14 protein-coding genes are annotated in these 12622 nt (G+C 39.6%); 1 reads left to right on the top strand and 13 read right to left on the bottom strand.

Annotation, left to right across the window (positions count from 1 at the left end):
* Nucleotides 1–19: 19 nt before the first annotated feature.
* Both B4B65_RS14170 and B4B65_RS14175 read right to left on the bottom strand, forming a co-directional pair.
* The gene (locus B4B65_RS14170) at nucleotides 20–1153 is read right to left on the bottom strand and encodes an efflux RND transporter periplasmic adaptor subunit (protein WP_293916224.1); all 1134 of its coding nucleotides are present in this window, start codon (nucleotides 1151–1153) and stop codon (nucleotides 20–22) included.
* A gap of 229 nt (nucleotides 1154–1382) precedes the next feature.
* Complete coding sequence (locus B4B65_RS14175; protein WP_293916225.1) at nucleotides 1383–2276, bottom strand: AraC family transcriptional regulator; 894 nt, start codon at nucleotides 2274–2276, stop codon at nucleotides 1383–1385.
* Between the two features lie 288 nt (nucleotides 2277–2564).
* Between B4B65_RS14175 and B4B65_RS14180 the strand changes: the two genes are divergently transcribed.
* Nucleotides 2565–3371 carry a helix-turn-helix domain-containing protein gene (locus tag B4B65_RS14180; protein WP_293916226.1) on the top strand — a complete coding sequence of 269 codons (807 nt, stop codon included), beginning with the start codon at nucleotides 2565–2567 and terminating at the stop codon, nucleotides 3369–3371.
* A 93-nt stretch (nucleotides 3372–3464) separates the two neighbouring features.
* Here B4B65_RS14180 and B4B65_RS14185 read toward each other — a convergent pair whose 3' ends face one another.
* From B4B65_RS14185 to B4B65_RS14235, 11 genes are all read right to left on the bottom strand, one after another.
* Nucleotides 3465–4199, bottom strand: coding sequence for a superoxide dismutase (locus tag B4B65_RS14185; protein ID WP_201679663.1), 735 nt, complete (start codon nucleotides 4197–4199; stop codon nucleotides 3465–3467).
* Nucleotides 4200–4222: 23 nt separating this feature from the next.
* On the bottom strand, nucleotides 4223–4714 hold the full coding sequence (locus B4B65_RS14190) for a c-type cytochrome (RefSeq protein WP_293916227.1): 492 nt from the start codon (nucleotides 4712–4714) through the stop codon (nucleotides 4223–4225).
* Between the two features lie 24 nt (nucleotides 4715–4738).
* Nucleotides 4739–5683, bottom strand: a complete 945-nt coding sequence (locus B4B65_RS14195) for a transporter (protein WP_293916228.1) — start codon at nucleotides 5681–5683, stop codon at nucleotides 4739–4741.
* A gap of 14 nt (nucleotides 5684–5697) precedes the next feature.
* Entirely contained in the window at nucleotides 5698–6759 is a 1062-nt protein-coding gene (locus B4B65_RS14200; RefSeq protein ID WP_293916229.1) for a cytochrome-c peroxidase, read from the bottom strand.
* 2 nt (nucleotides 6760–6761) lie between these two features.
* Nucleotides 6762–7634, bottom strand: coding sequence for an MbnP family protein (locus tag B4B65_RS14205; protein WP_293916230.1), 873 nt, complete (start codon nucleotides 7632–7634; stop codon nucleotides 6762–6764).
* Between the two features lie 4 nt (nucleotides 7635–7638).
* Entirely contained in the window at nucleotides 7639–8739 is a 1101-nt protein-coding gene (locus B4B65_RS14210; protein WP_293916231.1) for a cytochrome-c peroxidase, read from the bottom strand.
* The gene (locus B4B65_RS14215) at nucleotides 8740–9621 is read right to left on the bottom strand and encodes an MbnP family protein (protein WP_293916232.1); all 882 of its coding nucleotides are present in this window, start codon (nucleotides 9619–9621) and stop codon (nucleotides 8740–8742) included.
* 20 nt (nucleotides 9622–9641) lie between these two features.
* Nucleotides 9642–10487, bottom strand: coding sequence for a FixH family protein (locus B4B65_RS14220; RefSeq protein ID WP_293916233.1), 846 nt, complete (start codon nucleotides 10485–10487; stop codon nucleotides 9642–9644).
* Between the two features lie 284 nt (nucleotides 10488–10771).
* The gene (locus B4B65_RS14225) at nucleotides 10772–11095 is read right to left on the bottom strand and encodes a hypothetical protein (RefSeq protein WP_293916234.1); all 324 of its coding nucleotides are present in this window, start codon (nucleotides 11093–11095) and stop codon (nucleotides 10772–10774) included.
* Between the two features lie 153 nt (nucleotides 11096–11248).
* Complete coding sequence (locus tag B4B65_RS14230; protein WP_293916235.1) at nucleotides 11249–12118, bottom strand: AraC family transcriptional regulator; 870 nt, start codon at nucleotides 12116–12118, stop codon at nucleotides 11249–11251.
* Nucleotides 12119–12166: 48 nt separating this feature from the next.
* Entirely contained in the window at nucleotides 12167–12544 is a 378-nt protein-coding gene (locus B4B65_RS14235; RefSeq protein WP_293916236.1) for a hypothetical protein, read from the bottom strand.
* Nucleotides 12545–12622: the final 78 nt, after the last annotated feature.

Consider the following 12622-nt stretch of genomic DNA (forward strand, 5'->3'; position numbering starts at 1 on the left):
GAAAATTGATATGGCTGTATTAATTATTCGTCTTCTTTGCCTTTACAGGCATACCAGGCTGTAAGCGGTCAAACCCTGTTATAATGTATTGATCCCCGGCAGACAACCCTTTTGAAACCATATAATTATCTCCGGATTTTCCTGAAATATCAATGGGAATCTGTACTGCTTTGCTTTCCTTATCAAGTGAGAAAACATATTTTTTATCCTGAATGGATATTGTGGAAGCAATAGGAACTAATACAACATTATTCCACTGCTGCGGTATACGGATCTTTCCGGTATTACCTGTTCTTAAAATCGTATTCGGGTTATCAAATTTTGCACGTAATGTAATAGATCCTGTACTTTTATTGAACTGTCCTTCAACAGCATCTATCTTACCTGTATTGTCATAGATTGTACCGTTGGATACCAACAGGGATACAGCGGGGGTATGACTTAATTTTTCTTTTATACTTTTACCCGCATACTGCTCCTGAAAGTTAAGAAAGTCATTCTCTCCCATACTGAAATAAGCATATACCTGCCGGATATCCGAAAGCAATGTGAGTGCATCAGCATTGGTCGGTGCAACAAGACTACCTAAGCGATAATTAAAACGGCTGATATATCCGCTTACAGGAGCTGTAATGTTACAAAAGTTAACATTGATCCTGGCGGATTCTACTGCAGCCTGAGCCTGCTGTACATTTGCCTGTGAGGCTGCATATACAGATTCAGCCTCACGCACCTGAAGGTCCGAAACCATTTTGCTCTTTTGCAATTCTTTTTTACGGTCCAGATCGAGCAAAGTATTTGCAAGATTTGCTTTTGATGCTGCTAATGAAGCTTGTGCATTTTTTAACTGTTCCAGAAACGGACGATCATCAATCCGGAATAACAGCTGTCCAGCACGGACATAATCTCCTTCGTCAACAAGGATTTTATTTAAATATCCCGATACCTGGGGCCGTATTTCAATATTGGATAAACCTTCTATAGCAGCAGTAAATTCGGAATACATATCTGTATTTCCAGCTTGTATAATACCTACGGGAAGCTCGGCTACTTGTGAAAGATAAGACTGATCCTGATTCTTCTGTTTGCAACCAATAATCAGTAAAAGAGATAAGATAAGTCCGGAGGACTTGAGAACGGAAAGCTGATTCATGTATATAGAGATTTTTTTATCAACGCCAAAAATGAAGATTAAAAAAATCTGCAGAAAAAAATGAAGTCGCCAAAATTTGTCTAAAAGTCGCCTACGTTTTCAAACGTGACAAAAGGCTAACAAATCAAATTAAAACTGTAAAACAACCCAAAATAACAAGAAATCTTAACTTATTAATTATCAAATATGACAAAAAGACAACAGTCTGTAAAGAGGTAAAACAGACTAATCAGAACAAGTCATCCCGTTTGTAATCTGAAGGATTTTGTGCGGTATGCTTTTTAAAAAATTTACTGAAAACAGCCTGATCGGAAAAATTAAGTTGCGCAGCAACCTGGCTCACGTTCGAATTTGTATTTCGCAATAATAATTTAGCTTCTATAGTCAGAATCTGATTGATAATATCTCTGGGAGTTTTAGACATTGTCTTCCGGATGACACGACTCAGGTATTTTCTGCTTATACATAATTGATCTGCATAAAACTGAATATCATGATGTTGTACAAAATGCTGACGTGCAAGTGCGAAAAATCCGGTAGTTATCTCTTCCTCCCGGGAAGTAAGAAACTGGCTAATTTCATTTTTCTTAAAATAATTATCGATTTCATACATCAGTAAAGAAAAATGATGCCAGATCATTTCATTGAAATAATAATTATCGCTATCTGGTTGGTTTAGCTCAGCCAGTTCTTCCATATGAAACATGAGTCTTCTGAACAAAGCTTTCTGTTGTGCAATAACACCGGATGGGTGATCCGTCAACCTCCTCAGCATATCATTGGACTTATAATTGAAACCGGCATCATTAATAAATTCATTAGAGAAAAATATCTCTTTAGCTTTATAATCCGCAGAAATATAATCAATGATAAAAGATTCACGAAGTACCGTATAAATAATATCACCGGCTTTGACTTCAAATGACTTATCATCTACAGTAAAACTTCCTTTCCCTTCATTAATAAGCACTATTCCTGAATAATTGGCTTTGTACCACATATTGACTTTAATCATCAGATTATCCCGGTCAGTATCAAAAACAATATAATCCTTTATCCTTACATTAGCATTCACATGCTCGACAAGATCTTCCAGATTAAGAATCGAAATTTGATGTTCCATATAGCGTATATTCCAGTTAGAGACCATAAAGATAAGTTTTAGTTATCGAAAAGTAAGCGCTTCTCCTATGCAGGAAAATGCCTGTATTATTCGAATTGCAATCCTGTAAAATCAACTTTTAAGATGATTGAAATTACTTTCGGCTTAGGTTTAGACCATTTGATCAGCAAGCCCCTGAAACTTATTATCAAATTCTCCTTTCTCTGTTAATTGATTATATTTATGTAAGCAATTGATCACACAACTATACAAGGCTATTTTCCTAAATAGACTTTAATTCAGCTTACTATGTCCAGATTATCTATGCAAACTGCAGGCAGTTTGTCTAATTTTTCGGATGGTACATTAGATATCCGACTATTTAGTTTCTTGAATACCACATTTCATCACCATCAGCTGAATCAGTTGATATCCCCTGAGAATGATGTACTTTACCTGCATACGGAAAGTAATGTACTGTATATCCCGGATAAGTATTATGCGTGGATTCCTGCAGGTACAGTGTATAAGTTAATTTCGAAATCCAAACAAATCAAACTGACAACCTTATTCCTGGAGTCCGAAAAAAATGAAGTCCATTCTGATTTTTTTTACACTTTAGCCATATACCCACCGAATACTTTCGTAGAAGAGTTCCTCCAATTTGGATTCCGCCACTGGAAAGAAACCAAACATACAGGACTCCAAGAATCCTGTATTTCAACTCTTAAGCATATACTTCCGGTGACTCTTTCTACTCCTTTAAAACTATTTGTACCTGTCCCCGAGTCGGAGATTTTACGGGAGATAATTGCATACATTCAGCAGTACTTCAACGGCCCGCTTGATGTTCAGCATCTTACACAAAAATTTCATCTTTCTGAACGGACTTTATCAAGATGGTTAAAAAAAGAAACAGGCAGCACCATATTTCAATTTGTCAAATCCGTCAGAGTGCAGAAAGCTCTTGAACTCATAGAAAGCAGCAATATGGAGATCGTCGAAATCACGCATGCGGTAGGATACAATAGTCTTTCTGCCTTTAGTTCTGTATTCAAAGAATTTATGGGAGAATCGCCTCAGGAATATAAAAAACGACTCCTCAAGGAAAAGTGATTTCTGAAATTAACAAAAAAACAGGTATAAAGCTCGACTTTATACCTGTTTAGAAAAAATACTGATAGCGATTGTGCCCGTCTGTATTATTCTTTATCCTTTAGCGGATTTATCAAAATACTGCTGAACCTTATCCCAATTGACTACTGACCACCAGCTATTTACATATTCTACACGTTTATTCTGATAATGCAGATAATAAGCATGCTCCCAGACATCCAGGCCAAGAAGAGGTACTCCTTTAAATGCAGAAATATCCATCAACGGATTATCCTGATTAGGTGTTCCGCCGATTTTGAGTTTACCCTGATCAGCTACCAACCAGGCCCAACCCGATCCAAACTGTGATAAGGCCGCTTTTGTGAATTCTTCTTTAAACTTATCAAATGACCCGAACGCCGTGTCAATGGCTTTTGCCAGACTGCCCGCAGGTTTGTTATCTGTACGTACAGGTCTCAATACCGACCAGAACAATTCATGATTATAGGCTCCTCCTGCATTATTACGAAGTTTGCCGGAATACTTTGATATATTTTTCAAAAGATCCTGTGCCTGCTTTACATCCACTTTTTCTGCTTCTATAGCTTCATTGGCAGCTACCACATAATTGTTATAGTGTCTTTCGTAATGTATCTGCATAGTCTGTGCATCAATAGCCGGCTCCAGATCAGCATAGGCATAAGGCAACGCTGCCTTAGCAAAACGGAATTTATCTGCGCCTCCTAATATTGACGGAACTGCCGATCCGGTCAATACCTGTGTCATCAGTAGTCCTGTTGTCAAACCAAGACTATTTTTAATAAAGGTTCTTCTGTTCTTGTTTTCCATATTATGTATTTTTAACAGCTTATTTATTTTGCATCCTCTTGTCTCAGATATTCTAAAATAGATTTTGCTTCTTGTTCGTTAAGTCCCATATTCGTCATCATACCGTCGTATGACTGACTCAGTGATATAGCATCCGGATCCTGTGCCAGCATCTGATCGGGTGTCAATATCATATTGAGTATCCATTCAGGTGTTCTTTTCTTCGTAACACCATAGAGTGCCGGTCCGATTTTATCTTCCTTTACTTCATGACAGATAGTACATTTGACTATAAAGAGCTTATTGCCCTGATCTGCCAATTGAGAATCAAATGGTTTTCTATCAAAATGATTTATACCACCTACTCCTTTATTTCCTTCTCTCAGATAATCATGGACCGGAGCCTGTACTTCCTTTTTATCCGCTGTCTCTTCCTGATTTTTCTGTCTGCCTGATTTTGAATTTTCAGAAGTACAGGAGGCTATACAAGAGACCATTAAATAAAGTATCAAATATAACGTACTTGTTGCTTTCATGGCTATGAATTCCTAAAATATTTGTTAAAAACTATAGGAAATATGAGTCATAAACCGATCTCCGGCTTTGGCACGTCCATCAGCCAGCTGTTGCCCCATCGGAGTCTGATAATTCCCGCCCAGAGAGACTTTACCGATATTCACCTCTATTCCTGCTACCGCAGTGGTTGAATAACCACCGGATTGAGCTACATCATATTGACCATACACGACATCCTTAGGCTGAGTCTCATAAATAACACCCGCATTCGGAGCAATACGAACCTGATTCTTTATATTGAATTTGTAATACAAAAGACCATTTGCAGTAAATTTATTGGCATACCGGTAATCGTATTTATTTGCTGTATTTAGTTTATAAGTACTATTGACATTGAACCCCAGATCCATAAGACGGATATCATAGGCCAGGTTGATCATAAAGTCAGTACTGGCGGTTCCCAACTGAAAATTATTAGGCGAATCCTGAGAAACACCGCTACGTTCGGCATTATCGTACTTTCCTGTAGGAGCTTTAACACCACCTCCTATCCACAGTGAATGTGCCAGCAGCTGATCTGCGGATGTACTGGTACTCTTTTCGAATAATTTATAATACCCCATGACCACGACATCACCTAATCCGTCTTTCTTACCTTTTTCTCCGGAACCCTTAATATATCTGGTATTAAAATTATAGGGCAGTATAGCCATGATACGCCATTTGGTTCCGATATTCCAGGCTCCCCACAACTCCATACTTTGATAAGTTTCGTCTGCTGTAATAGGTGTCCTGTTCCCCGTCGGCCCTAAATGTGTGAGCAACGACTTGTGCTGATAGCGCAGTCCTATAAAACGTTTGTTAAAATCGGGTAATATTCCAAGATAATAACTACCGACTCCACAGCCGCATATATCACATGCATGTGCATGTGGCAGAAGCGACAAAGAAAACAAGATTGCTAAACATATATATTTTATTTTTTTCATGATTGTAATTCTAATTATTTGACAACAAAGCCTCCGATTTCCGGTCCGGCCAGTAGTGGATTGGTCACAAAAGCCCGGTCATTAAGAGTATTCAGAAAAGCCAGCAGATCTTCCTTCTCTTCTTCTGTCATCGGTATTCCCAGGCGGCCGTCCTTCTGCCTGAAAACCGGATCTAATGTCGGAGAATCGACCATACCGTTACGATAGTGCTCGATGACTCTGTTAAGTGTCAGGAAACGTCCGTCATGCATATAGGGTGCGGTATAGGCCAGATTACGCAGGCTCGGCACTTTGAATTTATATTTATCAGCGGGATTCAAGGTTACAGAGTCTCTTCCGATGTCATTCGATCTGTTTGGAGCCAATCCGTTGTTACGGTAGGTGCGATCTGTAAACAGGGGTTCACTGTGGCAGGTAGAACAATTTTTCTGAAAGAAAAGGTATCCCTTTTGTTCAGACGCTGTAAATGAAGCACCGTCTTCGTTTCGTCTTACTTTATCATATTTGGACTGATCACTGACGGCCATCAGCATAAACTGAGACAATGCCTTAAAAAAACGTGCATCCGTAATTTCCTCCGAACCAAAAGCTTTTTTGAACAAAGCCGGATATTCGGGATGTGCCCGCAATTTGCGTAACACATTGGGAACCGTTTCATCCATTTCTACCGGATTGGTAATCGCATTTACCGCAGCCAGATCCAGATCAAATACACCTCCATCCCAAAAGAATTCTTTCTGCCAGGCCATATTCATAATGGGCATCGGATTACGCGTACCCAGACGATCATCAATACCATGACTCACATCGTGTCCGTGATGTGTAAATGCCGCTGATTGTATATGGCAACTTCCACAGGCGATGGTATTGTTGCGCGAAAGACGGGGTTCATAAAACAGACGCTTGCCTAACTCAAAACCTTCTCTGCTGATTTCATTACGTGAAAAATCATAAACAGGATCAGGAAAATGAGCTGATTTTTTAAATCCGGGAAACAGATCCGGTAATGCATCCTCTCCTTTTTTACAGGCCCAGATCAAAAGGGACAATATCAACAGTACGCTAATCTTCTTCATTACTATAACTCGTCTTCACTTTTCACAAAATTCTCAGTATGATCATGGGAAAACATAGCCGGAAAATTGTTCGCAATATGGACACTGTATTCGCTGAACATTACATTAGGATGAGCAACTATACTGAATGCATTCGGTCCGTTAAAAATCTTCATAATATCCACAAAGAGATGCGCATTGCTACGCATACCTTCTCTGACCTGAGCAATGCCGGCAGACTGAAGATCTACGGTTATCGTCTTGATATTATTGAGTGTAGGGGCATTGTATCCGCCGAAACCGCCAATATGGTATTTGAATTGTTTATTGCCAGTCGGATCCCCCTGCTGATTATCGGATATAAGATCGCAGTACCCTTCCAGCTTCAGAAAAATATAGCCACTATTCCAGCCCCAGTACATCCCTCCTCCTTCATGTCCGGATTCAGGATTGAAAGATAATACTCCTGTTCTCTTTTCTACCGGCATTGTGCTTCGCAAGCTGTCTACTCCTAATACAAACTGTACTTTTGAATAGTCACCTTCCGGCACACGTACTCTGGTAAACCGGGTAGTACGGTCCGAAGCATTGACCAGAAAATAACTTTCTTCCTGAGGGACAGTATAAGTAGACCCATCATTCTTATACAGTTTAATATTACTGATAAAATACTGTAACTGCTTAATTCTAAACGTCTCTCCCTTTGCATTTGTATAACTCCGAGGTTCAAAACCAAGTGTCTCTTCACCGACAATATTATCGAATTCAATAGAAAATTGTCCCATTTTATCTGCATCCGGTTCCGGAGCATTATTTTTACTGCAAGAGGTGATCAGCAATAAAGCCAGCAACAGACCTGCTGCCGTTAAACATTGTTTTAAAGTTGATATGTTCATTCTTTTATTTTTTATTAGGGTTTGAAAAACGAGTATTGTTTAAAAACTGTTCGTCAGTAAGGGCAAGCAGGAAAGCCTTAATATCAGCCTCTTCCTGATCGGTCATAGAAATACCGGTATTACCGGACGAGTCATACAGCATCCGGTCTGTAAAAGCAGTGGCCTTTACACCAAAGCGATAATGATCCAGTACCTGATCCAATGTGGCAAAACGTCCGTCATGCATATATGGCGCACTGACAGCTACATTGCGTAGTGTCGGTGTCTTGTAAGCTCCCATATCTTTTCGCTCTAAACTGATGCGGTACCGGCCAAGATGTATCCATTCATCAGACAGATCGCTGAAATCGACATCTAGTCCATTATTATGAAACCGGTAATCCGTAAAAAGCTCTCCTGAATGGCAATTTCCACACTTTTGCTTTACCAGAACCTGTCCCCGATGTTCGGATGCAGTGAGTTCCTTTAGGGATCCCGAACGCAAGTAACGGTCATAACGCGAATCATCGGATATCAGTGTACGTTGAAACTGAGCTAATGCTTTTGCTACACCTTCAGCGGATGGCGCTTCACCGAATGCCCCATAAAACAGTTTTCCATAGCCGGCATCTGCCTGCAGTCTGGCCGTAATATCTGCTAATGACATACCCATTTCATCAGCATGTGTCAGCGGTCCAAAAGCCTGCGATTCCAGATTTTTGGCTCCACCATCCCAGAAGAATCCCTGATCTGCCCAGGCCAGATTCAGGAGTACCGGAGAATGTCGCGCTAATGACTTGCCCGATACTCCTGCATGTGAAAGAATTGCATCATCCGCAAATGCTCTATCCTGATGATGACAGCTGGCACAACTTACCTGCATATTGGCAGAGAACTGAGGATCATAAAATAATCTTCGTCCTAATGCTATTCCTTGTACAGTAAGCGGATTGTCAGGCATGTCAACAGGGGCACCAAAATATGCAGGAGCGTCCAGACGATAAATCGTCGGAAATGACTCTTCCGTCCCATCCGGCAAAGTAATCTGCTTCTGACAGGAGAATACCATAACCAGAGTGAAAGCAAAAATTATATGCCTTACGAACGACATGTTAATTCTGTTCATTTAATTTTTAACAGGAGCTGAACTCGTATTTTTAAGCGTTATAGCACTATTGATGAAATTATCTTTCAGTCTGATCATCAATGCCTTTTTTGTCTGACTGATCACGCTGTTGTTCCATGGATCATCTACATTGACCAGCTTCTTTACATCCACTTCCATAGCTACTGAAGGAATTTGTTGTGCATCGATGACAATGTTTTTTTCAAATTGGATCTCCTTTTTGCTGTACAGATCATTGGACGCATAATCCCAGAAGAAAGCCTGGCTTACCACAGCCTGCGGAGCAGGTTTGACCCAGGTCATTTTTCCGTTGAGAACAAAAAACTTATAACTGGTAAACCACATCCACTCTTCAAAGGCCATCCCATTCAGAGAAGACAATTCTCCGGCCCGCAGGCTCAGATTGTCATTGTATCTGGAGTCTACTCCTACCCCAAAACGAATCGCTTTGTATTCTCCTGAGGGAATATGTTCAATAGCAATTTCTTCCCGTTTATTGGCCGGATACTGTTTATTGTGAGAACCTCCCTGCACCGGAATTTCGATATTCTCTTCCACTAAGTAATACGCATCCGGTATGTTGACTTCTTCTCCTGTAGCTGTAATCAGACTGACATTACTGATCCAGTATCGCAGCTGATTAAATTCATATTTCAGATCGATAGTACCATTGGTCCCGGAAACTTTGTAATCATATGCTGTATTAAGTTTAAAATCTTCATCTCCGTACCGCGCATCGAAAATTAGTTTAGCCTTTCCTGTTGAGGTAGATTCGCCGGGCACATTGATATACTCCGTCTCTTTTCCACAGGAAAAAAGAAAAAGACTACCCATAAAAAAGAAGATGAAAGAAACTTTCAAGTTTATATTTTTAGTTTTCATATGTATTTAGATTATTTGATTTACTTTACCTGTACAGGGAAAACGAGACTATCCTGAGAGACAACATTCCCATCCTTTAACAATGTGGCTTTGATAAGCCACTCTCCCGGCATAGAAAGCTGGACAGTTCCTTCGTAACCACCACCTCCCGTTCCTTCTGCATTCTTATTCCCGGAAGAACCATGTCCCATATCCGGCATAAAAGGCTCTAAAGCAATACTGTAACCATCCAGTTCCGGAAAACGATCTTTATCAGTTTTATGAATTACAAATCGGATCGGATTGCTACCTTTCTTTATTTCAGCAGGCAAAAGGCAGGAAACAAATACACGTCCGTCATCTTTGGTACCTGTAGGCAGAGTACGGGCATATTTTGCTTCCTTTACAGGCAGATCAAAGCTCAACGTATCTGTCTTTCCATGCTCTGTCAGGAATGTATGAAACTGCCAGCCTTTACCCATACCCTCCATATTGGCCATAATAAACACAACATCAGCCTGATAAATCCCGGATCCTTTGGAAATCAGTTTTTGAAACGGCCCCGCATGCGACATCATACCCATATGCATAACAGGTCTGTAATCGATACCCATATCCGGTAAAGCATTTCCGTTTGTATCCGCTACTTTCAGATATAAAGTCTCATATCCGGTATACAGACTATCCATGCTCCATAACGATACATGCCGGTTTCCCAATAACGTATCACCTCTGTTTATCAATTTGGAAAAGTCGATTATCTGATTAACAGTATCCGTTTCATGTTCACTTTTCAGGTTACTGTTTTTTGTGCTGTCTCCACAGCTGTATATAAATATTAGACAGATCATCCCTAAGAAACCTGCTTTTAAATTATTTTTAATCATCTTTAATAAGTCGTTTGAATTCCCGGAGAGCCAGATAGACAGCTCACTTAAAGCTTATCTGTTCTCTTCGGATTTAGGATATACCGCATCTCTGAACATCATCAGACAGATGTAATCAGTATATTATTAAATCGTATAAACCGGGAGATAAAGCACACATTATTTTCCCCGTCTGCAGGATATAGCGCATAGCATACTCATGTAAATAGCATTACTTATTCTTCAGCGGAATAAAAACGGATGCACTCAACAGGCTGTTTCCTGATGATGTGATCTCCGGAAAATCAGATGCTGATGAGCGGGGGTCTGAAAATGGAAACGACAAACTGAAAACTGTAGTTACAGATAAGTCCGGATAGGTTTATGTCGGGAATAAGATGGAAGCGAGGTTTATGAAATTCAATTTTTTCTACCTCATGAAAAAAGGCTGCAGATTCCAGTTTCTGTGAAACTTGTTTACTTTCTTTTTCTTCCTGTTTTTTGAGTTTTTTCATCAGAACACATTGGCCGTTACAATGTAATTCCGGTCGGGATTTGTTTTCACAATACTGCAGATACAGCGATTTATTTGTACTGTAATCGACGACAATAGCAACCCTTACAAACATCTGCATAGCAAATGAGAGCAATAACACATATATAAATAACTGTTTTGTCAAGGTTACCTCTTTCTGCAAAGATACGTAGCTGCATTTCTCCGGCATTTCACTATACGTATCTGTTATTTAATATTTTGAAACAAAGATGATGATAGTACCAATCTAATGAACACTTCGTCTGTACGATTCGGGTGTATATCCTATATTTTTTTTAAAAAATGTAATGAAATAGGAAGGGCTTTCAAACCCCAGTTCATACCCGATTTCTGCAATCGAAAGTGTTGTATGCTTTAATAATCTTTTGGATTCCGTAAGAATCCGTTCTTTGATTATTTGCCCGCTGGTCATGCCCCTGCACATCTTGCACAACTTGTTCAGATAATGCAGCGTAATATTCAATTCATCGGCATAATACGAAGGGCTTTTATGCTGAATAAAATTATGTTCCAGCAGTTTTTGAAATTTCATTACTTTGTCGTGAGCGTGTCCGTCAGCTAAAGACGGGATATGCACATTGCTATGTCCGTCTATTTCATGTAACAGGATATTAAGGTAAGATCGCAATACCTTTATATCTCCTTTGCCACCTGCAAATTCCTCCAGCATCAGATCCGACAGACTGCTCCACTTAGACTCCTCCTGCCTGGAAAGGCCAAAGAAGCAATTGCCATTTTCCTTAAAAAAAGAAAACTGATAAAGTATGTTGCTATTGAATCGTAACGAGAAAAAATCCTCTGTAAATGCTATAATGAAACCCGTTGAATCCGGTTCCAGTTTTATACTGTTTACGCTATTAGGAGTACTGCATATGACTGTCTCATTATGATCCGATTGAATGGTCGTATCGTCTATCTGCACCACGCCAGATGCTTTTGTCAGATAAAGGAACATACAAAAACGTTGCTTGTGAGGCCTGCGTAACCAAAGATTACGTACGGAACATCTTTCCAGCGTTTCCATCCAAAACAAAGTACAGTCTGCATTAAACATACTAATATCATAAACAGGAATGTTGTCCATCTGCTTATCCATATAAGATGAATTAATACTAAATAATTAAAAAATACGTACGATTATAAATCAGGCAAGGGATACCGGAGGATGGAATATGGATGAAGGATTTCCTGAGGGCAAAAGGTCAGATGTAAACGGAGGGAATTTGCGTTCACAGTCAGGATTTACAGCTTTTTTTTGCTGCACAGCAGATCTGAGCTGAAAGAAAGCATACACATCAGAAATCTTTTGCTTGGCTGCCTGCTGTTCACTTTCCTTCTCTTTTTTCAACCGTTCTTTTAATACACAGGAGCCTTTACAGGTGGCCACCTTATCAAACCGGTTGACACAGAGATTGACTGCTATATATTCCTGATTAATATAGAATGAGCTCACGATCCAGACCCTGTTGAAGGACTGTATCAGCATAATTGCCATCAGTAATATGGGGAGAAATCTTTTCAAGCCGGACAAAACTACAAATAAATGTGCTATTATTATAAAGCATTACTGCAACGGGTGAATACGAATCAGAAATTTAAA

The sequence above is a fragment of the Sphingobacterium sp. UBA5789 genome (assembly GCF_002418355.1).
GTDB lineage: Bacteria > Bacteroidota > Bacteroidia > Sphingobacteriales > Sphingobacteriaceae > Sphingobacterium.

What these genes read in the sequence shown, in the direction of transcription:
- B4B65_RS14215 (WP_293916232.1), bottom strand. Translation starts at nt 9,621, where the DNA reads ATGAAAACTAAAAATATAAACTTGAAAGTTTCTTTCATCTTCTTTTTT.
- B4B65_RS14205 (WP_293916230.1), bottom strand. Translation starts at nt 7,634, where the DNA reads ATGAACATATCAACTTTAAAACAATGTTTAACGGCAGCAGGTCTGTTG.
- B4B65_RS14195 (WP_293916228.1), bottom strand. Translation starts at nt 5,683, where the DNA reads ATGAAAAAAATAAAATATATATGTTTAGCAATCTTGTTTTCTTTGTCG.
- B4B65_RS14185 (WP_201679663.1), bottom strand. Translation starts at nt 4,199, where the DNA reads ATGGAAAACAAGAACAGAAGAACCTTTATTAAAAATAGTCTTGGTTTG.
- B4B65_RS14190 (WP_293916227.1), bottom strand. Translation starts at nt 4,714, where the DNA reads ATGAAAGCAACAAGTACGTTATATTTGATACTTTATTTAATGGTCTCT.
- B4B65_RS14210 (WP_293916231.1), bottom strand. Translation starts at nt 8,739, where the DNA reads ATGAACAGAATTAACATGTCGTTCGTAAGGCATATAATTTTTGCTTTC.
- B4B65_RS14225 (WP_293916234.1), bottom strand. Translation starts at nt 11,095, where the DNA reads ATGTTTGTAAGGGTTGCTATTGTCGTCGATTACAGTACAAATAAATCG.
- B4B65_RS14175 (WP_293916225.1), bottom strand. Translation starts at nt 2,276, where the DNA reads ATGGAACATCAAATTTCGATTCTTAATCTGGAAGATCTTGTCGAGCAT.
- B4B65_RS14180 (WP_293916226.1), top strand. Translation starts at nt 2,565, where the DNA reads ATGTCCAGATTATCTATGCAAACTGCAGGCAGTTTGTCTAATTTTTCG.
- B4B65_RS14230 (WP_293916235.1), bottom strand. Translation starts at nt 12,118, where the DNA reads ATGGATAAGCAGATGGACAACATTCCTGTTTATGATATTAGTATGTTT.
- B4B65_RS14200 (WP_293916229.1), bottom strand. Translation starts at nt 6,759, where the DNA reads ATGAAGAAGATTAGCGTACTGTTGATATTGTCCCTTTTGATCTGGGCC.
- B4B65_RS14220 (WP_293916233.1), bottom strand. Translation starts at nt 10,487, where the DNA reads ATGATTAAAAATAATTTAAAAGCAGGTTTCTTAGGGATGATCTGTCTA.
- B4B65_RS14170 (WP_293916224.1), bottom strand. Translation starts at nt 1,153, where the DNA reads ATGAATCAGCTTTCCGTTCTCAAGTCCTCCGGACTTATCTTATCTCTT.